Source organism: Streptomyces sp. NPDC057565 (genome assembly GCF_042801455.1).
Lineage (GTDB): Bacteria > Actinomycetota > Actinomycetes > Streptomycetales > Streptomycetaceae > Streptomyces > Streptomyces yanii.
Map to the genome: position 1 here is coordinate 188,829 of NZ_JBHVFU010000011.1, position 20,316 is coordinate 209,144.

16 protein-coding genes and 4 tRNA genes are annotated in these 20,316 nt (G+C 69.3%); 11 read left to right on the plus strand and 9 right to left on the minus strand.

The features are described 5' to 3' along the window. Positions 1-119 precede the first annotated feature (119 nt). From ACFU8W_RS22080 to ACFU8W_RS22090, 3 genes are all read left to right on the plus strand, one after another. Positions 120-2,459, plus strand: a complete 2,340-nt coding sequence (locus ACFU8W_RS22080; protein ID WP_384039731.1) for a polysaccharide lyase 8 family protein — start codon at positions 120-122, stop codon at positions 2,457-2,459. 318 nt (positions 2,460-2,777) lie between these two features. Next, positions 2,778-4,361 carry an acyl-CoA carboxylase subunit beta gene (locus ACFU8W_RS22085; RefSeq protein ID WP_384039734.1) on the plus strand — a complete coding sequence of 528 codons (1,584 nt, stop codon included), beginning with the start codon at positions 2,778-2,780 and terminating at the stop codon, positions 4,359-4,361. Positions 4,362-4,423: 62 nt separating this feature from the next. Beyond that, a complete protein-coding gene (locus tag ACFU8W_RS22090; protein WP_384039737.1) occupies positions 4,424-4,627 on the plus strand; it encodes an acyl-CoA carboxylase subunit epsilon in 204 nt (67 codons plus the stop codon). Positions 4,628-4,789: 162 nt separating this feature from the next. Here ACFU8W_RS22090 and ACFU8W_RS22095 read toward each other — a convergent pair whose 3' ends face one another. From ACFU8W_RS22095 to ACFU8W_RS22130, 8 genes are all read right to left on the minus strand, one after another. Beyond that, positions 4,790-5,371 carry an ATP/GTP-binding protein gene (locus ACFU8W_RS22095; RefSeq protein ID WP_014048542.1) on the minus strand — a complete coding sequence of 194 codons (582 nt, stop codon included), beginning with the start codon at positions 5,369-5,371 and terminating at the stop codon, positions 4,790-4,792. Next, the gene (locus ACFU8W_RS22100) at positions 5,352-6,017 is read right to left on the minus strand and encodes a DUF742 domain-containing protein (RefSeq protein WP_384039739.1); all 666 of its coding nucleotides are present in this window, start codon (positions 6,015-6,017) and stop codon (positions 5,352-5,354) included. The genes ACFU8W_RS22095 and ACFU8W_RS22100 overlap by 20 nt, the downstream gene beginning before the upstream one ends. Before the next feature lie 89 nt (positions 6,018-6,106). Next, positions 6,107-6,520: a roadblock/LC7 domain-containing protein gene (locus ACFU8W_RS22105; protein WP_006127847.1), complete on the minus strand. Its 414-nt coding sequence runs from the start codon at positions 6,518-6,520 to the stop codon at positions 6,107-6,109. A 10-nt stretch (positions 6,521-6,530) separates the two neighbouring features. Then, positions 6,531-9,722, minus strand: a complete 3,192-nt coding sequence (locus ACFU8W_RS22110; protein ID WP_384039742.1) for a nitrate- and nitrite sensing domain-containing protein — start codon at positions 9,720-9,722, stop codon at positions 6,531-6,533. A 359-nt stretch (positions 9,723-10,081) separates the two neighbouring features. Further along, positions 10,082-10,663 (minus strand): ATP/GTP-binding protein, encoded by a 582-nt coding sequence (locus ACFU8W_RS22115; protein WP_072487286.1) that lies wholly within the window; start codon positions 10,661-10,663, stop codon positions 10,082-10,084. Continuing rightward, positions 10,644-11,051 (minus strand): DUF742 domain-containing protein, encoded by a 408-nt coding sequence (locus ACFU8W_RS22120; RefSeq protein WP_266981123.1) that lies wholly within the window; start codon positions 11,049-11,051, stop codon positions 10,644-10,646. The genes ACFU8W_RS22115 and ACFU8W_RS22120 overlap by 20 nt, the downstream gene beginning before the upstream one ends. 133 nt (positions 11,052-11,184) lie before the next feature. Then, positions 11,185-11,607 (minus strand): roadblock/LC7 domain-containing protein, encoded by a 423-nt coding sequence (locus ACFU8W_RS22125; RefSeq protein ID WP_003966009.1) that lies wholly within the window; start codon positions 11,605-11,607, stop codon positions 11,185-11,187. Beyond that, positions 11,608-15,300 carry a nitrate- and nitrite sensing domain-containing protein gene (locus ACFU8W_RS22130; protein WP_384039746.1) on the minus strand — a complete coding sequence of 1,231 codons (3,693 nt, stop codon included), beginning with the start codon at positions 15,298-15,300 and terminating at the stop codon, positions 11,608-11,610. Between the two features lie 579 nt (positions 15,301-15,879). Between ACFU8W_RS22130 and ACFU8W_RS22135 the strand changes: the two genes are divergently transcribed. The 3 genes from ACFU8W_RS22135 to gltX all read left to right on the plus strand — a co-directional run bounded on the left by ACFU8W_RS22135 (position 15,880) and on the right by gltX (position 18,446). After that, on the plus strand, positions 15,880-16,074 hold the full coding sequence (locus tag ACFU8W_RS22135; RefSeq protein WP_345510663.1) for a hypothetical protein: 195 nt from the start codon (positions 15,880-15,882) through the stop codon (positions 16,072-16,074). A gap of 82 nt (positions 16,075-16,156) precedes the next feature. After that, positions 16,157-16,942: a fumarylacetoacetate hydrolase family protein gene (locus tag ACFU8W_RS22140; RefSeq protein ID WP_384039749.1), complete on the plus strand. Its 786-nt coding sequence runs from the start codon at positions 16,157-16,159 to the stop codon at positions 16,940-16,942. Further along, positions 16,935-18,446 carry a glutamate--tRNA ligase gene (gene gltX, locus ACFU8W_RS22145; RefSeq protein ID WP_384039752.1) on the plus strand — a complete coding sequence of 504 codons (1,512 nt, stop codon included), beginning with the start codon at positions 16,935-16,937 and terminating at the stop codon, positions 18,444-18,446. The genes ACFU8W_RS22140 and gltX overlap by 8 nt, the downstream gene beginning before the upstream one ends. A 65-nt stretch (positions 18,447-18,511) precedes the next feature. On the opposite strand, the gene ACFU8W_RS22150 is transcribed toward gltX, so the two are convergent. Beyond that, on the minus strand, positions 18,512-19,012 hold the full coding sequence (locus ACFU8W_RS22150) for a tetratricopeptide repeat protein (RefSeq protein ID WP_384039755.1): 501 nt from the start codon (positions 19,010-19,012) through the stop codon (positions 18,512-18,514). 85 nt (positions 19,013-19,097) lie between these two features. Between ACFU8W_RS22150 and ACFU8W_RS22155 the strand changes: the two genes are divergently transcribed. The 5 genes from ACFU8W_RS22155 (at position 19,098) to ACFU8W_RS22175 (ending at position 20,290) form a co-directional block, all read left to right on the plus strand. Further along, positions 19,098-19,817 carry an HAD family hydrolase gene (locus ACFU8W_RS22155; RefSeq protein WP_345510659.1) on the plus strand — a complete coding sequence of 240 codons (720 nt, stop codon included), beginning with the start codon at positions 19,098-19,100 and terminating at the stop codon, positions 19,815-19,817. An 87-nt stretch (positions 19,818-19,904) separates the two neighbouring features. Continuing rightward, positions 19,905-19,976, plus strand: a tRNA-Gln gene (locus tag ACFU8W_RS22160). A 24-nt stretch (positions 19,977-20,000) separates the two neighbouring features. Continuing rightward, positions 20,001-20,073 (plus strand) — tRNA-Glu (locus ACFU8W_RS22165). Positions 20,074-20,133: 60 nt separating this feature from the next. Next, positions 20,134-20,206, plus strand: a tRNA-Glu gene (locus ACFU8W_RS22170). 12 nt (positions 20,207-20,218) lie between these two features. Further along, positions 20,219-20,290: transfer RNA gene (locus tag ACFU8W_RS22175), tRNA-Gln, on the plus strand. The last annotated feature ends 26 nt before the right edge of the window (positions 20,291-20,316 follow it).

Here is a 20,316-nt window from a genome sequence, read left to right on the forward strand (position 1 = left end):
GCAATGAGCGGTGAGGGGGGGCGGGGCCGGTCTCGGCCCCGCCCCCTTCCCGTTCCCACGGGCGCGTGCTAAACCGACGGGCGCCCGGTCCACACCACTGAGGTTCCGGAGGTCTTGCTGTGTCACTCCTGCCCGCCTGGTCCCGCCGTGTCTTTCTGGCCACCAGTACCGCCACCGCACTCGGCCTGGCCCTCCCCGGACAGGCCCACGCTGCCGCACCCGCCGACGAGTTCGACACCCTCCGGCTGCGCTGGGTCGACCTCGCCCTCGGCACCGGATACGACGCCGCCGCCGAGCCCTACGCCTCTCGGCTCGCCGAGACCGGTGGACTTGCCGCGGGGTTCCGCGCCACCATGGCCCCCGCCGCGGCCTCCCTCTGGGCCGACCGCCCCTTCGACCCGCCGTCCGGCATCACCGCGAGCTACAGCCGCCTGTGGACGATGACCCAGGCGTACGCCCAGCAGGGCACCGGCCACACCGGTGACACCGCGCTCCTCGCCGACATCGTCCGAGGCCTCGACCACCTCGCCGCGACGATCTACAACCCCGCCACCACCCGGTACGGCAACTGGTGGGAATGGCAGATCGGCAGCCCACGCCTCCTCATGGACATCGTCGCCGTCCTCCACGACCACCTCACCGAGGAACAGCGGCAGGCCGCCTGCGCCGCGGTGGACCACTTCATCCCCGACGCCATGCTCGGCGACTACAGCGGCACGTCCACCGGCGCCAACCGCGTCGACCTCTGCCGTTCCGTCGCCCTGCGCGGCATCCTCGGCCGCGACCCCGTGAAGACCGCCCTGGCCCGCGACGCCCTCTCGCCCGTCTTCCCGTACGTGACGAAGGGGGACGGCCTCTACGCCGACGGGTCGTTCGTCCAGCACACCTGGGTCGCCTACTCGGGAACGTACGGGCAGGTCATGCTCGACGGCCTCGGCCGGCTCTTCGCGCTGCTCGCCGGGTCCAGCTGGGCCGTCACCGACCCCAACCGGCAGATCATCCTCGACAGTGTCGAGCACGCCTACGCGCCGCTCATCCACGACGGTCTGATGATGGACAGCGTCAACGGCCGGGCCATCAGCCGGGGGCTGCTCAAGAGCGACGAGCGCAAGGTCATGCGGAGCGACCATTTCCACGGGCAGGGGCTGATCGCCGCCATCGCGCTCCTCGCCGGTGGCGCCTCGGCCGCCGAGCGCGACCGGTGGAACGCCATGGTGAAGGGGTGGATCGAACGGGACACCGTCACCCCGATCCTCACTGCGCCGCAGTTCGGCGTCGCCGATCTGTCCCGGCTGGCAGCCGTCGCCGCCGACACCGTCCCCGCCGCCCCCGAACCCGTCGGGCACACGCTTTTCACCGCCATGGACCGGGCCGTGCACCGCCGCCCCGGCTGGGTCGCCAACCTCTCCATGGCGTCGGAGCGGATCAGCTCGTACGAATGCGGCAACGGGGAGAACCCGCGCGGCTGGCACACCGGGGCCGGGATGCTCTACTGGTGGCAGGGGCGTTCGGGAGGCGACCAGTACACCGACTGGTTCTGGCCGACCGTCGACTGGTACCGCCTGCCCGGCACCACCGTCTCGACCAAGCGCCTCGCCGACCGCGCGGGTGGCGAATGGGGCGAACCACGGCCCGCCGTCCAGTGGGTCGGCGGCACGCACGACGGTGAGTTCGCCGCCGTCGGACAGCATGTCAAGGGCCTGGGATCCACCCTGCAGGCCCGCAAGTCCTGGTTCTGCGCCGCCGATACGATCATCTGTCTCGGCGCCGGTATCAGCGCCGCCGACGGGGTCCCGGTCGAGACGATCGTCGACAACCGCAACCTCGGTCCGGAACCCTCCGCCGCGTTCACCCTCGACGGCGGGGACCGTCCGCGCTGGGCGCACCTCGACGGCCACGGCGGATGGGTGCTGCCCGGCGGCGCCGCCCTGCGGACGCTGCGGGAGGCCAGGACCGGAGCCTGGTCCGACATCAACACCACCAGTTCCACCGAGCAGCGGACCCGCCACTGGCAGACCCTCTGGCTCGACCACGGCACCGACCCCACCGACGCCACGTACCTCTATCTGCTGATGCCGGGCGCCTCCCGCCGCACGCTCGCCGCCCGCGCGGCGGACCGGCAGTGGCTGACCGTCCTGGCCAACACCGCGGACCGGCAGGGTGTCGCCGTCCGCTCGCTGGGGCTGACCGCCGCCAACTTCTGGCAGCCGGGCACGGCGGGCCCGCTCTCCGTCACGGCCCCGGCGAGCGTGCTCGTACGGGAGGGGCGTCACTCGACGACGGTGTGCGTGAGCGGACCCGACCGGAGCGGGACGCCCGTGGACGTGGTGTGGGAGCGTCCGGTGCGCGAGGTCGTCTCAGCCGACCCGGGGATCGAGGTGCGCGCCACCGGCCGCTGCCTGGTCCTGCGGGTCACACCGGGTACGGCAGGCGCTAGCCTGCGCTGTGAGGTCCGCTAGGGCCTTTCCTCCGGATCCCGCCGGGCTCCCTGATCCGGCCCGATCCGAAAGAGGAACGGCCCGAAAGGCCCTGGGCCGACGGGTCCGGACCGCCGCTCCTGCGTGCGGTACGCACAAACGGCCCACACGCCCGGAGTGACGGGCTTGTGCCGTACACCACAGTCCCGCTTTGTGGAGCCCCCACAAAGCGGGACCGCATTCCCCTGGTGGTTTGCCTGCATGGGGCAGGGGTTCTGTTCGGCTCCACCAGGAAACGGGTCAGGAGACTGTACGGAGTCGACGGCAGGATTTTCTTGGTCGGGTTCGTAGGGTCGATACATGACCGTTGTGGACGAAACCCCGGGCGAGCCGAGTGACACCCGTGGCCGGGTGGCCGAACTGCTGGCGCTGCGCGAGCAGGCCCGGCGCGGACCGAGCGACCGGGCGACCGAGGCCCAGCACGCCAAGGGCAAGCTGACGGCGCGTGAGCGCATCGAGCTGCTCCTGGACCCGGATTCGTTCAAGGAGGTCGAGCAGCTGCGCCGCCACCGGGCGACCGGGTTCGGCCTGGAGGAGAAGAAGCCGTACACCGACGGTGTCATCACCGGCTGGGGCACGGTCGAGGGCCGCACGGTCTTCGTCTACGCACACGACTTCCGGATCTTCGGCGGCGCACTGGGCGAGGCCCACGCCACCAAGATCCACAAGATCATGGACATGGCGATCTCGGCGGGCGCCCCGCTGGTCTCGCTGAACGACGGCGCCGGCGCCCGCATCCAGGAGGGCGTCAGCGCGCTCGCCGGCTACGGCGGCATCTTCCAGCGCAACACGCGCGCCTCCGGCGTCATCCCGCAGATCTCCGTGATGCTCGGCCCGTGCGCGGGCGGCGCGGCCTACAGCCCCGCCCTCACCGACTTCGTCTTCATGGTCCGCGAGACCTCCCAGATGTTCATCACTGGACCGGACGTCGTGAAGGCGGTCACCGGTGAGGAGATCTCGCAGAACGGTCTCGGCGGCGCCGATGTGCACGCCGAGACCTCGGGCGTCGCGCACTTCGCGTACGACGACGAGGAGACCTGCATCGCCGAGGTGCGGTACCTGCTGTCGATGCTCCCGTCCAACAACCGGGAGAACCCGCCCACCGTGGCGAGCGACGACCCGGCCGACCGGCGCGGCGACGTCCTGCTCGACCTCGTGCCGGCCGACGGCAACCGCCCGTACGACATGCACAAGGTCATCGAGGAGCTCGTCGACGACGGCGACTACCTGGAGATCCACGAGCGCTGGGCCCGCAACATCATCTGCGCCCTGGCCCGGCTCGACGGTCAGGTCGTCGGCATCGTGGCCAACCAGCCGCAGTCCCTCGCCGGTGTCCTGGACATCGAGGCGTCGGAGAAGGCGGCCCGCTTCGTTCAGATGTGTGATGCATTCAACATTCCCATCATCACTCTTTTGGACGTACCCGGCTTCCTGCCCGGCGTCGATCAGGAGCACGGTGGAATCATTCGGCACGGTGCGAAGCTGCTCTACGCGTACTGCAACGCCACGGTGCCGAGGATCTCGCTGATCCTGCGCAAGGCCTACGGCGGTGCGTACATCGTGATGGACAGCCAGTCCATCGGGGCGGACCTGACCTACGCCTGGCCCACCAACGAGATCGCCGTGATGGGCGCCGAAGGTGCCGCCAACGTCATCTTCCGTCGGCAGATCGCCGACGCCGAGGACCCGGAGGCCATGCGGATCCGCATGGTCAAGGAATACAAGTCCGAACTGATGCATCCGTACTACGCCGCCGAGCGCGGCCTGGTCGACGACGTCATCGACCCTGCCGAGACCCGCGAGGTACTGATCGCCTCGCTCGCGATGCTCCGGTCCAAGCACGCCGATCTGCCGTCCCGCAAGCACGGGAACCCCCCGCAGTAACCGCGGCTGCCGCACCACCCCGCACAGTCCGCCACATACTGCCGAAAGACGGAGACACAATCATGAGCGCTGTTCCTGCCGAGTCCGTGCTGCGCGTCGAGAGGGGTCTTGCCGACCCCGAGGAGCTGGCCGCCATAACCGCGGTTCTGCTCGCCCGCGCCGCAGCCACGTCCGCCGCCCCGGCCCACAGGGGCCGTACCTCCGCGGGCTGGCGCCGTCTGGAGCGCACCCCGGGCTTCCGCGCCCCGCACTCCTGGCAGGGCTGAGAGCCCCTGTTCTCGATCGCCGGACGGGCTTGGAATCAAGCCCGTCCGGCGATTCGTTTCAGCCCGTCCGGCGATCGAGGACACGGCGTGGCCGAAGCCCCGCGACGCGGAAGGCCCCGCACTCCCGAAGGAGTGCGGGGCCTTCCGCATGGCTGGCGGAGGTTACCGCAGGCGGGCCATCAGCGCATGCTCGACCAGGGTGATGAGCGCGCTCTTGGCATCCGCGCGGTGGCGGGCATCCGTGGTCAGGATCGGGGTGTCGGGGCCGATCTGCAGGGCCTCGCGCACCTCGTCCGGTGTGTACGGCTGGTGTCCGTCGAAGCCGTTGAGGGCGATGACGAAGGGCAGGCCGCTGTTCTCGAAGTAGTCGACGGCCGGGAAGCAGTCGGCGAGACGCCGGGTGTCCACCAGGACGACGGCGCCGATCGCGCCGCGGACCAGGTCGTCCCACATGAACCAGAACCGGTCCTGACCGGGGGTACCGAAGAGGTACAGGATCAGGTCCTGGTCCAGGGTGATACGGCCGAAGTCCATGGCCACCGTCGTGGTGGTCTTGTCCCCGGTGTGCGTCAGATCGTCGATGCCCGCGGACGCGGACGTCATCACGGCTTCGGTGCGCAGCGGGTTGATCTCCGAAACGGCACCGACGAACGTGGTCTTACCCACGCCGAAGCCCCCTGCCACCACGATCTTCGCGGAGGTAGTGGAGCGGGCTGCTCCGCCGCTAGAGCTTGCGAAGTCCACTGAGCACCCTTTCGAGCAGTGTCACATCTGGCTGGCCGCCGGCGGACTCGTCGCCGCCGGGCTGATGGATAGCGACGAGTCCGGCCTCGGCCAGGTCGGCTACGAGGATCCGGGCAACGCCGAGGGGGATCGAGAGAAGCGCCGAGATCTCGGCAACCGACTTGATCTCGAAGCACAGCCGGCAGATCCGCTGGTGCTCGGGCAACTGCCCTTGCAGCCGGGACGGATCGGCCGTGGTACTGACCAACGCCTCAATGGCGAGCTGGTAGCGCGGTCGGGTCCGGCCGCCGGTCATGGCGTACGGACGGACCAGCGGGTTGTGCGCCGCCGACGCGGCGGGCTCGGCGGCCTGCCGCGGCTGCACCGGCTGAATCCGGGGCTGCTGGGGCGCGTCAAACCGGTGCGGCCGCTGAGGGTGTTGCGGCTGCTGGGGCTGCTGGGGCTGCTGGGGCCACCCACCGTCCTGGGCCTGCGGCCACCCGCCGCCCTGTGCCCGTCGGGGCGGATACGGCTGCTGAGGCGGCTGATAGGGCTGCTGCGAGCCCTGTCTGCTGGGCGTGGAGGGGAAGTTGAAACGGTTGTCCCCGTGCTCACCCGGTACCTGCTGACCACCGTCGTACTGGTGTCCGCTTGGGGGTGTTGCCACGTTTCCTCCTCCGACTGCCGGTCCGGGTCCCAGTGGGGCCGCGCCAACGCACCCTATGGCGCGGTGGCGCGAAACGCACCGTCTGTCTATTAGTTAAGAAGACTTCCCTGCAGTTCGGCGCGGAGGTCGGGTGTGAGGACACTGCCCGCACGGTCGACCAGAAGTGCCATCTCATACCCAACCAGACCGATATCGGCGTCCGGATGTGCAAGAACTGCGAGCGAAGATCCGTCAGAGATGGACATGATGAAGAGGAATCCGCGCTCCATCTCCACAACGGTCTGGTTCACGGCGCCGCCCTCGAAGATCCGCGAGGCGCCCGCGGTCAGCGAGGTCAGACCGGAGGCAACGGCCGCCAGCTGGTCGGCACGGTCGCGCGGGAATCCCTCGGACATGGCCAGCAGGAGTCCGTCGGCGGAGACCACCACCGTGTGCGACACCCCGGGGGTGTTGTCCACGAAGTTGGTGATCAACCAGTTGAGATTCTGCGCCGCCTGGCTCATCGGGCTCACACTAACGCTCCTGGTTGTAGGTATTACTTGCGTCCGAACCAGCGTTACGTCCCCGCTGAATGCCCCGGCGCAGGTTGCTCAACCTGCCCCGGACGTCCTCAGGGGCGCGGGAGACCTGAGGGCCACCCTGCTGGGTCTGCTCCGCCGTGCCCTCGACCAGATTGGCCTTGGGCACTCGCCGGGGAAGTCCGGACGGGGTGACCCCGCCCGCCTTCGGCTCCCGGAGCTTCTCGGCCCGCTCCCAGCGCTCGTCGTTCTTCGAGCGCCAGTCGTCGGAGCCGTTCCCGTCCTGCTGCGCGGGCGACGGCCGCTGCGGCAACTCCTGCTGCTGCGGCGGCTGCTGCTCGGCTGAGACGGGCTGCTCGTTTCCGCGGCCGGTGGGCTGCCAGTGCTGCTGACCGCCCCGGCGCGGCAGACCGGCATCGGTCAGCTCGTGGCCGGCGTTCGGGGTGGGGCCCGGACGGTCGAAGCCTACGCGCTCCTGCGGCTCCGCGGGAGCGCTGGGGACAGATTCCGGTTCAGCCTGCGGTGTGGACTCGTACGCGTCCTGGTACGTGCCCTGATCTGCCCACTCTTCCTGGTGGGGCTGGGCTGCGAACTCTTCGTCGTAACCCTGCTGGGCGCTCTCCGGGGTGGCATATGTCGCCTCCGGATAGCCGTTCTGCGGTGCGTAGTCGGAGTGCTCCGGATAGCCGGTGTCGCCGCGGTACGGGTCGTAGGAACTGTCGTACGCGGTCTGTGCGTACTGCTCCTGACCCTGCTGCGGCTCCTGTGCGTACGCGTCCTGTGCGTACGCGTCCTGTGCGTACGCGGTGTCCGCGAACGGGGCGTCCGCGAACTGCGGGCGCTCTCCGCCCGTCTGGGCCTCCAGCGCCGCCCGGCGCTCCTCACGCATGAGCGAGCGGCCCACCGGGTCCAGCTGCGCGGCGTCGGCCGGCTGCTCGTACCGCGAGTCGTCGAAGCCGAGCTCGGCCGCCGTGCGCAGCCGGGGCTGCTGCGGCTCCGGCTCGAACGACGCCTGCTGCGGGATGATCGAGGAGACGGTGAAGTCGTCCTGAGGGCCGACGGAGCCGAGGCCCTCGCCCCCGCCGCCGTGGGTGATCGCGTCCGGCAGCATGACCAGCGAGGTGGTTCCGGCCTGTTCGCCCGAGGGACGCAGCTGGACCCGGATGCCGTGCCGGTCGGCGAGCCGGCCGACCACGAAGAGCCCCATCCGCTGGGAGACCGCGGCGTCCACGATCGGCGGGTTGGCCAGCTTGTGGTTGATGTCCGCGAAGTCCTCGGCGGTGAGGCCGATGCCCTTGTCGTGGATCTCGACCATCACGCGGCTGTCCGGCAGCCGGGTCGCGGTGACACGGACCTTGGTCTGCGGCGAGGAGAACGTGGTGGCGTTCTCCAGCAGCTCGGCAAGCAGGTGCACGAGGTCGGTGACGGCCTGACCGTGGATCTCGGTCTCCGGGACACCGGAGAGCTCGATGCGCTCGTACGACTCCACCTCGGAGGAGGCGGCCCGCAGGACGTCGACCAGCGGAACCGGCTGGTTCCAGCGGCGGCCCGGCTCCTCGCCGGCGAGAACGAGGAGGTTCTCGCCGTTGCGGCGCATACGGGTGGCCAGGTGGTCGAGCCGGAAGAGGCTCTCCAGCTGGTCCGGGTCGGCCTCGTTGTTCTCCAGGTCGGTGATGAGGGTCAACTGGCCCTCGATCAGCGACTGGTTGCGGCGCGACAGGTTGGTGAAGATCGCGTTGACGTTGCCTCGCAGCATGGCCTGCTCGGCCGCGAGCCGCACCGCCTCGCGGTGCACCTGGTCGAAGGCGCGGGCGACCTCGCCGATCTCGTCCTGGCTGGTGATCGGAATCGGCTGGACCCGGGTGTCGACCCGGCCGGGCTCGGTCCGCGACAGCTGGTCGACCAGCATCGGCAGCCGCTGCTCGGCGATCCCGAAGGCGGCGGTGCGCAGCTGGCGCATCGAGCGGCTCATCTGGCGGGCCATGAGCCCGGCCAGGACGAACGCGGCCAGCAGGGCGACCAGCACGATCGCGGCATTGACGATGGCGTCGGTCTTGGCGCTGGACGAGATGTCCGCGGCCTCGGTCACCGCCTTGTCGACGAGCTCCTCCTCGACCGTGGTGTAGCCGTCGAACTTGGCGGTCGCGGCGGCCATCCAGGTCTCGGGCGTGATGCCCTTGGCGGCCAGCTTCTCGGGCGACTTGCCCTGGCCGATCTGCTGGGCCATCCCGTCGAAGACCGACCCGTCGATGCTGGGCGGCGCGACGAACGGCACACCGGCCGCGTCGGCCTGCGCCTTGGCGGTCTTCAGCTTCTTCGCACCCTCGGCCGCCTTGGCGGCCATGACCTGCTTCAGCCGCGCGGAGTCGGCCTCCGTGCCACCGGAGACGTACTCGCCGAGGGCGATCTGCTCCAGGTAGTTGTACGAGCCGAACGCCTTGACCTGGGCGTCGAACTTGGGGCCCTCCTGGCTCGGGCGCACCAGCAGGTGCATACCGATGGAGCGCTGAAGCGATTCTGCTGCCTTGGCCAGCTCGAGCGCGTAGACCGTACGGCCGTAGCTGGTGATGTTGCCGGTGCCGAGGCCGAGCTCGTTGCAGAACTCCATCAGGGAGTGCTGAACCTTGACGTAGCCCTCTTCCGTCTTCACCGGGTCCATGGCCTCGGCGTAGGCGGCCTTGCGCAGATCGGGGAGCTTGGGCTCCTCCTGCTTGAACAGCTGGAGACGGCGCTCCAGGCCCTGCTTCTTCGGCATGTCCTGCACGGCGTCGTCGAACTTGGCGGCGGCGGCGTCGGTGGTGGCACGCACCTGGGAGACGATCGCGGCGTCACGCTTGTTCGACAACAGGGACTGCGCGGAGAGGTCACGCTCGTTGAGCAGTGCCTGCCCGTACTCCGAGGCCGCGCGGACGATCAGCGCGGTCTTCTCGGCGTCCTGGGCCTCATTCCACGTGTCGATCGACCCCTTCACCTGGAAGCCGCCCATGACGAGGCCGACCAGTACAGGGATCAGGAGGATCGCGTTCAGCCGGGTGGGCACCCGCCAGTTGCGGGGGGACAGCCGGCTGGTGCTGCCACCGGCCGGTGCCTGTGCGGACACATCGGCGGGTGACGCCGCGGTGCGCGGCGGCGGGGTGAAATTGCCCCGCTCCGACTGAACTGCGGAGCCCTTGTTGCTACGCCTCACTCGACCAACAACCTCTCGGCGTCGGCACCTACGCTGTGCCGTTTTTTGTTCAGGGCCGTACTACTCGGGAGTTTCGTCGAATTGCAGCACGGGGACCGGCCGCGTTCCAAACACTCGGAATGAGCCATTCCGAGTGGTCCAAGCCGCAGATAAAACGGGCATAAAGAGCGAGCCCCGTCAAAAGGCGGGGCTCATGTGAGCACAGTGATACCGGCCGAACGCATCGGGTGTCGAAGCCGGGGCAATTCTCTGTCGAAACGTTATGAACACGGGGGTGGATCGTGTCAAAGGACACAGTCCACCCCCGTGTGACTACGGCAACTGCCGTATGCCCATACCGACTTGCGGCGAGCTCTCGGCTACTTCAGCCGGGCCATCAGCGCGTGCTCCACGAGCGTGATCAGACCGCTCTTGGCATCCGCGCGGTGGCGGGCATCCGTTGTGATGATCGGGGTGTCGGGGCCGATCTGCAGGGCCTCGCGCACCTCGTCCGGTGTGTACGGCTGGTGTCCGTCGAAGCCGTTGAGGGCGATGACGAAGGGCAGGCCGCTGTTCTCGAAGTAGTCGACGGCCGGGAAGCAGTCGGCGAGACGCCGGGTGTCCACCAGGACGACGGCGCCGATCGCGCCGCGGACCAGGTCGTCCCACATGAACCAGAACCGGTCCTGACCGGGGGTACCGAAGAGGTACAGGATCAGGTCCTGGTCCAGGGTGATACGGCCGAAGTCCATGGCCACCGTCGTGGTGGTCTTGCCGCCGGTGTGCGTCAGATCGTCGATGCCCGCGGACGCGGACGTCATCACGGCTTCCGTGCGCAGCGGGTTGATCTCCGAAACGGCACCGACGAACGTGGTCTTACCCACGCCGAAACCGCCCGCCACCACGATCTTCGCCGAGGTGGTGGCCCGGGCCGCACCGCCGCTAGAGCTTGCGAAGTCCACTGAGCACCCTTTCGAGCAGTGTCACATCCGGCGCGCCGCCGGCCTCTCCGTTGCCCGGCTGGTGGATGGCCACCATGCCGGCTTCCGCCAGGTCCGCGACGAGAATCCGGGCCACACCGAGCGGCATCGACAGCAGCGCCGACACCTCGGCCACCGACTTGACCTCACGGCAGAGGTGGCAGATCCGCTGGTGCTCCGGGAGCAGCGTCGCCAGATGCGCCGGGTCGGCCGTGGTGGAGACCAGGGCCTCTATGGCGAGCTGGTAGCGCGGCCGGGTCCGGCCGCCGGTCATGGCGTACGGACGGACCAGCGGCTGGTCGCCTTCACCTTCGTACGACGCGTGGTGCAGTGCGCCGTACGGATCGGGTGAGGCGGGTGGCGGGGTCATGAATCCTCCGGGCGTGACAGCAAGGGGTCGGCTTGCCGTCTGAAGGGGCCGGTGGGGGGCTGAAACGGCCGGACGGGCGAGGGTTGGAGTGCGGTACCTGGGGCAATCGTGTCGGTCACCGGTTCATCGCCGCCTAGTGGAGCAGGCTGCCCTGGAGTTCGGCGCGGAGGTCCGGGGTGAGGACCGTTCCCGCGCGGTCGACCAGGAGGGCCATCTCGTACCCGACCAGACCGATGTCGGCGTCCGGGTGGGCGAGCACGGCCAGTGAGGAGCCGTCCGAGATGGACATCAGGAAGAGGAACCCGCGTTCCATCTCGACCACGGTCTGGCTGACAGCGCCGCCCTCGAAGATCCGGGAGGCGCCCGCGGTCAGCGAGGTGAGCCCGGAGGCGACCGCCGCCAACTGGTCGGCGCGGTCGCGCGGGAATCCTTCGGACATCGCCAGCAGCAGGCCGTCTGCGGAGACCACCACCGTGTGGGACACCCCAGGGGTGTTGTCCACGAAGTTGGTGATCAACCAGTTCAGATTCTGCGCGGCCTGACTCATCGGGCTCAACTAACGCTCCTGCTGGTGAGTGGGGCCGAGTGGGAAACTGCCGGTCGACTGGCCGTTGTTGGCCTGCCGACCCTGCTGGATACCCCGGCGGAGATTGGTCAGGCGCCCGCGCACGTCATCGGGCGCACGCGAAACCTGAGGACCGGATTGGTGGTTCTGCTGCTGGGCAGTGCCCGGCACCAGATTGGCACGCGGCACCCGGCGAGGCAGTCCGGAAGTGGTGATTCCGCCTGCTGCGGGCTTCTTGGCCCGCTCCGCCTGCCGTACGAGTTCGTCGTTCGGCGAGGCACGCCAGGAACTGGTGGTGCCGGTGTCGCCCGCGCCGCGGCGCGGCATGGGGGGAGCGGAACGCTCAGGGGCGGACTGCTGAGGGGCGCCCGGCGCCTGCGGCTCGGCGGGCGGCTGCTGGCCGCCCTGCTGCGGGCCGTGGAACCAGTTCGTCTCCAGCGTGTCGTACAGCGGCGTACGACCGTCCCCGGGACCGGCCGGAGGCAATGCCTCGGGCTGGGGCTGGGACGGCAGCACCGGGCGGTACTGCGCCTCGGGGGCGGGAGCGGCGGCCGGACGCGGCGCGCCGAAGTCCTCGGCGTCCCGGCCGCGCTGACGCGACCCGGGCACCCCCTGATCCTGGGAGGACTGCGGGACACCGAAGTCCGGGCGGGCGAACTGCGCGGTGCTCGCGGGGTCCTGGTGCTGCGGTGCCGGGGCCGAGAAGTCCGGGCGGGCGAACTCGGCGGTGGAGCCGGGCCCCTGCCGGTCGTCGATCGGCGGGCGCCGGTCCATGGACGGATTCATCGGCCGCTGGAACTGGCCGGTGGACTCGGGCTCCTCGTGACCGCGCGGGGTGTCGAGCGGAGTACGCCGCGGGACTGACGGGTCCTCGGTGCCCCAGCTGGTGGTCTGCGGGCGCTGCGGCTGCGGGTTGCCACCGGGCAGCTCGGCACGCGGACCGCCGACGGGCGGCAGCTGACGGCCGGGGTTGCCCGGACCGCCGGGCCGCTGGAAGACGTCCTGGCCGTCGGGAGCGTTGTACCGCGGCTGCTGCGGGGCCTGCCGGTCACCCGGACCGTTCTGCTGGCCGGGCTGCCCCGGCCGGTTCTGACCGAACAGGTTGGCCTGACCCGACTCCGTACGACCGGAATCGCCCTGGTCGCCGCGGGCGCCGAGCCGGGCACCGCCGCCGAAGGCGCCGGAGAGCCCGCCGCCCTGACGCGGCGGCTCCTGCCGGGACGTGTCCTGAGGGCCGGTGTGCGACAGCCCGGCACTCTGGAAACCGGCGTTCTGCTGGCCCTGCTGGCCGTGCTGAGGCTGCTGGTTCGGCTGCTGGCGGGGACCGTTGTCGCGCGACGGCAGCGCCGCCCGCGGACCGGAGCCCGCACCGACCTGCCCGCGCTGTCCACCGGGAGCCGTGCCGAGACCGCGCGCCGGGGCGGCCGGAGCGCCGCCGAGGCTCGCACCGTTGCCGTTGCCGCCGGCGAGCAGACCGCCCGGGGCGGACTGCTGCTGACCCGGTGCCTGCTTCGCGGCCGGCTGCTTGCCGCCGTGCGCGACATCGACGGGGAGCATGACCAGTGCGGTCGTGCCACCGGAGTCGGACGGCCGCAGCTGAATCCGGATGCCGTGACGCAGGGACAGCCGGCCGACCACGAACAGACCCATGCGGCGGGAGACCGAGACGTCGACGGTGGGCGGCGACGCGAGCCGCTCGTTGATCGCCGCGAGGTCCTCGGGGGAGAGGCCGATGCCGGTGTCGTGGATCTCCACCAGCACCCGGCCGTCGGGCAGTGCGTGACCGGTGACCCGGACCTTCGTCTGCGGCGAGGAGAATGACGTGGCGTTCTCCAGCAGCTCGGCGAGCAGGTGCACGAGGTCGTTGACCACGCGGCCGGCCACCTCGGTGGCGGGCACCGCGGCCAGTTCGATGCGCTCGTACTGCTCCACCTCGGAGGCGGCGGCACGGAGCACGTCGACCAGCGGGACGGGGCGGGTCCACCGACGGCCCGGTTCCTCGCCCGCGAGGACGAGGAGGTTCTCGCCGTTACGGCGCATACGGGTCGCGAGGTGGTCGAGCTTGAAGAGCGAGGACAGCTGGTCCGGGTCGGCCTCGCGCGACTCCAGCTCGGAGATGAGCGAGAGCTGACGCTGGATGAGACCCTGCGAACGCCGCGAGAGGTTGGTGAACATCGCGTTGACGTTGCCCCGCAGGAGGGCCTGTTCGGCGGCGAGGCGGACGGCCTCGCGGTGCACGTCGTCGAAGGCCGAGGCCACCTGGCCGATCTCGTCCCGGGAGTGCACACCGACCGACTCGACGGAGGTGTCGACGTCCTGCGGGTCCGACTCGGAGAGCTGCTTGACGAGTTCCGGCAGCCGGTCCTGGGCGACCCGGGTCGCGGTGTCCTGCAGTCGCCGCAGCGAGCGGATCATGGACCGGGCGACGACGAAGGCGCCGACCAGGGAGACACCGAGCACGAGCAGGATGAGCGCACCGCTGATGATGGCTTCGCGCTTCGACTCGTCGCGGAGCTCGCGGGCCTTGCCCTCCATCTCGCCGAGGAGGGTTGCCTCGATGGTCTTCATCGTCTGGATCTTGGTGGAGCTCTGTTCGTACCAGTCGAGGTACGAACGCGCATCCGCTCCCGCCATGCCGTTGGGAGTCTCGAGCACCTTCTTGGCGTAGGTGTTGGCGGCCTTGATCTCCGGGTTGCCGGTCTCCAGCGTCGCCGTCAGCTGGTCGGCGTTCTGACCGGTCGCCGCGTAGGCCGCCTTGAACGACTCCATGGCCGACGACTCCTTGCTGAGGGCGGCCTTGCCGAACTGCTGGTCGTTCTCGTCGAGATGCGATCCCTTCAGGCTGCCGCCCCCGCCGGGCAGCGCCGCGGCGATGATCGCCCGCTGGACCGACGCGTACTCCTTGGCGGAGGAGAAGGCCGCCAGGGCACGGGTCCGCTTGATCATCTCGGGGTTGCTGGTCGCCTGCGCCATGTCCTGCGAGAGGCTCAGCAGCGAGTTGATCAGCTGGCTGTACTGGTCGACGGTCTGGAGGCTCGGGCTGCCCTCCTCGTACGCCGTCTTGCGGATGTCGCGGATCCGACCGAGCTGATTGGCGATCTGGCTGACGCTCGCCTGGATCGACTTCAGGGCGTCGTCGCCCTCGGTGTCGCCGATCTCGTTCGTCGCCTGCAGGAAGGCGGTCTTCGCCCGGTCGGTGTTCTTGCGCGAGTCGGAGACCTTGAAGTCGCTGGCCTTCACGCCGTTGGACAGCGGACCCGCCGACTTGTCGCGCTCCTCCTGGAGCTTTCCAGCGAGCTGGGTCGCCTGCTTGGTCATCTGGGTGAGCAGCTGCATGTGGTCCAGCTGCTGGATGTCGTTCATGGAGTCGTTGATGCGCAGACCACCCAGGGTGGTCGCGGCGACTACCGGAAGAGCGAGCAGGGAGACCAGGCGCGTACTGATGCGCCAGTTGCGCAGAGCCATGCGCGAACCCGTGCTGACGGGCCCCCGGGGCTGGAGCGGGGCGACCGGGTCGGTTCCGCTGTTCGCCGTGGCACCTGAGCGCGGAGCGCGGTCGCCGTTGTCGCCGGCCGCGGCCGGTCCGGGGTTCTGGGCGTGCTGGGGCGAGGAACCGCGGTCGGTCCCGCCGCGCGGCTCCTGTTCCGCCGCAGCGCTGCCATCCCTCTTGAAACGTCCCTGCACTAGCGTCGCAACCTCTGGACCAGGCGTCCCTCCGCGTGGGCGGGTGGGACGGTGTCGGCGTCGTGGGGCGTCGTACCCGCCCCATGGTGGTCGTGAGTGACCGGCGCTCTTCCCCTTCCCGCCGCCACTCGGCGCTGCGTTGCGCCCCCTGCGCGCCGGCCTGAAACCCGCGGCGGTGCGTGGAATTCCAGCACAGTGCCGGATCTCCAACAAGGCCCGCGTACCGGGCCGTGACCTGGGTGACACATTGTAATGGATGCGTCACGAAATGTGGAGAGCTTTCAGGGTCAAAGGGGGCATCAAAGGGTGAAACAGGCGGGAGTGGGGAGTGTCCCAGTCGAGATGATCGGGAGCGGAATGGTTCATTCAGTGATGCAATGTCCGTTTCCTCGACCTTGATCGACCGCCCGAAATGACGTAATTGTCAACGCGTTCGTGAGCAAACTCACATGATGATCGCCCTCTCTTCCGGGGGCCCGGAGGGAATTGGATGTTTAGCCTGACGCTTTACAGGGATGGCAAATCCGACAACCGGCGCCCCTCCGGGCGGCGCCCGTACCGACAGGGTCCGAACGGCAGATGAAGACGACGATGATGTTCCGCAACATTGCCAACCCCCGGCGCACCACGCTGGCGCACCTCAAGGACGCCGAAGCGCTGCAGACGCCGGAGCAGCCGGAGCACGCAGTCGACCTGCCCGCACAGACGGCCAACCCGCGTCGCACCGTCCTCATGGTGGCCCCGGCGGCAGCGGCCGCCTCGACCGCCGGGTAATGGGCGCGGTTGTCCCCCTCACCCGCGTTAGCCTGGAGCGTCAGTCTTCAGCCAGCCAGCAAGTGAGGGGCGACAGCATCCCGTGCGCATCGCCAGGTTCTCCATCGACGGCAATGTCGCCTTCGGCGCGGTCGAGGGCGACGGCACCGTCGGCTCCGGTGACCTCGTCCTCGACATCATCAAGGGCATTCCGTACGCCGACTTCGAGCTCTCCGGCACCAAGGTCCCGCTGAGCAAGGTCCGGCTGCTGCCGCCCGTGCTCCCCAACAAGGTCGTGGCCATCGGCCGCAACTACGCGGAGCACGCCGCCGAACTCGGCAACGAGGTCCCGGACGTACCGGTCGCCTTCTTCAAGCCCACCACCTCGGTGATCGGCTCCGGGGACGCCATCGAGTACCCCTCCTTCTCCAACGAAGTGCACTACGAGGCCGAGCTGGCCGTCGTCATCGGCCGTATGTGCCGCGAAGTGCCGCGTGAGCGAGTCAAGGACGTCATCTTCGGCTACACCTGCGCCAACGACGTCACCGCCCGCGATGCCCAGAGGCGTGAGAAGCAGTGGGCCCGGGCCAAGGGCTTCGACACGTCCTGCCCGCTCGGCCCCTGGGTGGAGACCGACCTCGACCCCAGCGACCTCGCCATCCAGACCACGGTCAACGGCGAGCAACGCCAACTGGGCCGTACGAGCGAAATGATCCGCTCCATCGAGGACCTGGTCGTCCACATCACGGAGGCGATGACGCTGCTCCCGGGCGACGTGATCCTCACCGGCACCCCGGCAGGGGTCGGGCCCCTGCACATCGGCGACGAGGTCGCCGTCACCATCGAAGGCATCGGCACTCTCACCAACAAGGTGATCAAGCGTGGCTAACACGAACTCCCCCAATCTCTCGGCTTCGCTCGAGCACGGGGTACCCCCCCGCGTACGTTTCTGTCCCTCCCCGACCGGCAACCCCCACGTGGGCCTGGTCCGCACCGCCCTGTTCAACTGGGCGTTCGCCCGACACCACGGCGGCACGCTGGTCTTCCGCATCGAGGACACGGATGCGGCGCGCGACTCCGAGGACTCGTACAACCAGCTGCTCGACTCGATGCGCTGGCTCGGCTTCGACTGGGACGAGGGTCCCGAGGTCGGCGGCCCGCACGCCCCGTACCGGCAGTCGCAGCGCATGGACATCTACAAGGATGTCGCCGAGAGGCTCCTGGCCGGCGGTTACGCGTACCACTGCTACTGCACCACCGAGGAGCTCGACGCCCGCCGCGACGCCGCCCGCGCCGCCGGCAAGCCGTCCGGCTACGACGGTCACTGCCGCGACCTGAGCGCCGAGCAGATCGCCGCGTACGAGGCCGAGGGCCGGACGTCCATCGTCCGCTTCCGGATGCCCGACGAGGCGCTCACCTTCACGGACCTGGTCCGCGGCGAGCTGACCTTCCAGCCGGAGAACGTGCCGGACTACGGCATCGTCCGGGCCAACGGCGCGCCGCTCTACACGCTCGTCAACCCGGTCGACGACGCGCTGATGGAGATCACCCACGTCCTGCGCGGCGAGGACCTGCTCTCCTCCACGCCGCGCCAGCTCGCGCTCTACAAGGCGCTGATCGAGCTCGGCATCGCCAAGGGCACCCCCGCGTTCGGCCACCTCCCGTACGTCATGGGCGAGGGCAACAAGAAGCTCTCCAAGCGTGACCCGCAGGCCTCGCTCAACCTCTACCGTGAGCGCGGCTTCCTCCCCGAGGGGCTGCTCAACTACCTCTCGCTGCTCGGCTGGTCGATCGCCGAGGACCGCGACATCTTCTCCATCGAGGAGATGGTGGCCGCGTTCGACATCAAGGACGTGAACGCCAACCCGGCGCGCTTCGACCTGAAGAAGTGCGAGCACATCAACGCCGAGCACATCCGCATGCTCGACGTGAAGACCTTCACCGAGGCGTGCGGCCCCTGGCTGAAGGCGCCCTTCGCCCCGTGGGCCCCGGAGGCCTTCGACGCCGCGCAGTTCGAGGCCATCGCCCCGTATGCGCAGACCCGCGTCACCGTCCTCTCGGACATCACGGCCAACGTCGACTTCCTCTTCCTCGACGAGCCGGTCGAGGACGAGGCGTCCTGGAGCAAGGCGATGAAGGAGGGCTCCGACGCCCTCCTGACCACGGCCCGCGCCAAGCTGGCCGACGCCGAGTGGAACGCCGAGGCCCTGAAGAACGCGATCCTCGCCGCGGGCGAGGAGCACGGCCTGAAGCTCGGCAAGGCCCAGGCCCCGGTCCGCGTCGCCGTCACCGGCCGCACGATCGGTCTGCCGCTCTTCGAGTCCCTGGAGATCCTGGGCCGCGAGAAGTCCCTGGCCCGGATCGACGCGGCAAGGGCGAAGCTGACCGCGTAAGCGACTCCCGTACGCCCGAAGGGGCGGTCACCGGTCCGTACCGGTGACCGCCCCTTCTGCATGCCTCAGACGGTCTCGTCGAGGTCCTGCGCGTAGTGCTCGATGGCCCGCCGGTACCGCTGTACATACGCGTCCTGGCTGGTCGTGGCCAGCAGCCTCAGCAGGATCTGCATGGCCTCGTGATGCTGCTCGGTGTTGAACAGGGCCATCGCGAGGAAGGACTGCAGGGCGCCGTCGCCGGGGAACTCCGCGACGCCAAGTCGCAGCGTCTCGACGGCCTTTGCGTACTGCCCCAGTACCCGATAGGTGCTGCCGAGCCCGAGCAGCGCACCGTGGCGGTCCTCCTCCGACAGCCCGGCGCCCCGCAAGCTGCGTTCGTAGAAGGGGACGGCTTCGGCCTCCAGGCCCAGCACGTCGTGGACCCAGGCGGTCTGGTACGCCACTTCCGCGTCCTCGGGATGCCCGGCGGCGAGCATCAGCAGCCGCTCCCTGGCCTCTTCCGCCTGTCCCTGCTCGCGCAGCCCGACGGCCTCGGCCAGCAGACTGTCCCTGTCGTGCTCATTCATGCACGCATTGTCACAGGTCGGGCGTTGCGGGCGGGGCTCAGGGCATTGCCCGGCCCCCTCACCGGGCGGGCGGTAGCGTGGCCGTATGCCGATCCGAGCCGTGCTCTGGGACATCGACGACACGATCTTCGACTACACGGGCGCCGACCGCGTCGGCCTGCGGAAACATCTGGAGAGCGAGGGCGTGCCCGGCGGATACGGTTCCGCCACTCAGGCCCTCGATGCCTGGCGGGCGATCACCGACGTCCACTGGGCGCGTTTCGCCGCCGGGGAGACCGACTTCCAGGGGCAGCGCCGGGACCGGGTCCGTTCGTTCCTCGGACGGCCGCTCACGGACGCGGAGGCCGACGACTGGTTCGCCCGGCACCTCGCTCACTACGAGGCCGCCTGGTCGCTCTTCCCGGACGCCCTGCCGGTCCTGGACGTGCTGGCCGGCCGCTACCGGCAGGCCGTCCTGTCGAACTCCAGCATCGTCAATCAGGACCGCAAGCTGCGCACCCTCGGGGTGCGGGACCGTTTCGAGGCCGTGGTGTGTGCCGTGGAGCTCGGCATCTCCAAGCCCGAGGCCGCCGCGTTCCATGCCGCCTGTGAAGCGCTCGGGCTGGAGCCGCAGGACGTCGTGTACGTCGGAGACCACCCGGACATCGACGCGGCCGGGGCGGTGGCGGCGGGGCTGAAGGGGATCTGGCTGGACCGGGAAGGGCGCGGTGGACGGCCCGAACTGGAGCGCATCACCGGTCTCGATCAGCTCCCCGGACTACTGGTGGGCGATACCCGTTTTGGAGCGCCGGACACCTTCGGGTAATGTTCTTTCTGCGCCGCCCGAGCGGGCCGGAAGATCCGGTCGGGAAGCGCAAGCCGAACAAAATCCCCTCTGGGGGTTGAGTTTTGGTGGGCTATGGTGTAATTGGCAACACTACGGTTTCTGGTACCGTCATTCTAGGTTCGAGTCCTGGTAGCCCAGCGCAGATCTTCATCTGTACAATACGCCCCCGTTGTGTAGCGGCCTAGCACGCTGCCCTCTCACGGCAGTAGCGCCGGTTCGAATCCGGTCGGGGGTACAGATCCTTCCCGCGAGATCATCTGGGTCGCACCCACGATTTCGATGCAGGATCGCTAGGGCCCCCGTTGTGTAGCGGCCTAGCACGCTGCCCTCTCACGGCAGTAGCGCCGGTTCGAATCCGGTCGGGGGTACGGGTTTCACCATGGGCTATGGTGTAATTGGCAACACTACGGTTTCTGGTACCGTCATTCTAGGTTCGAGTCCTGGTAGCCCAGCGCAGATCTTCATCTGTACAATACGC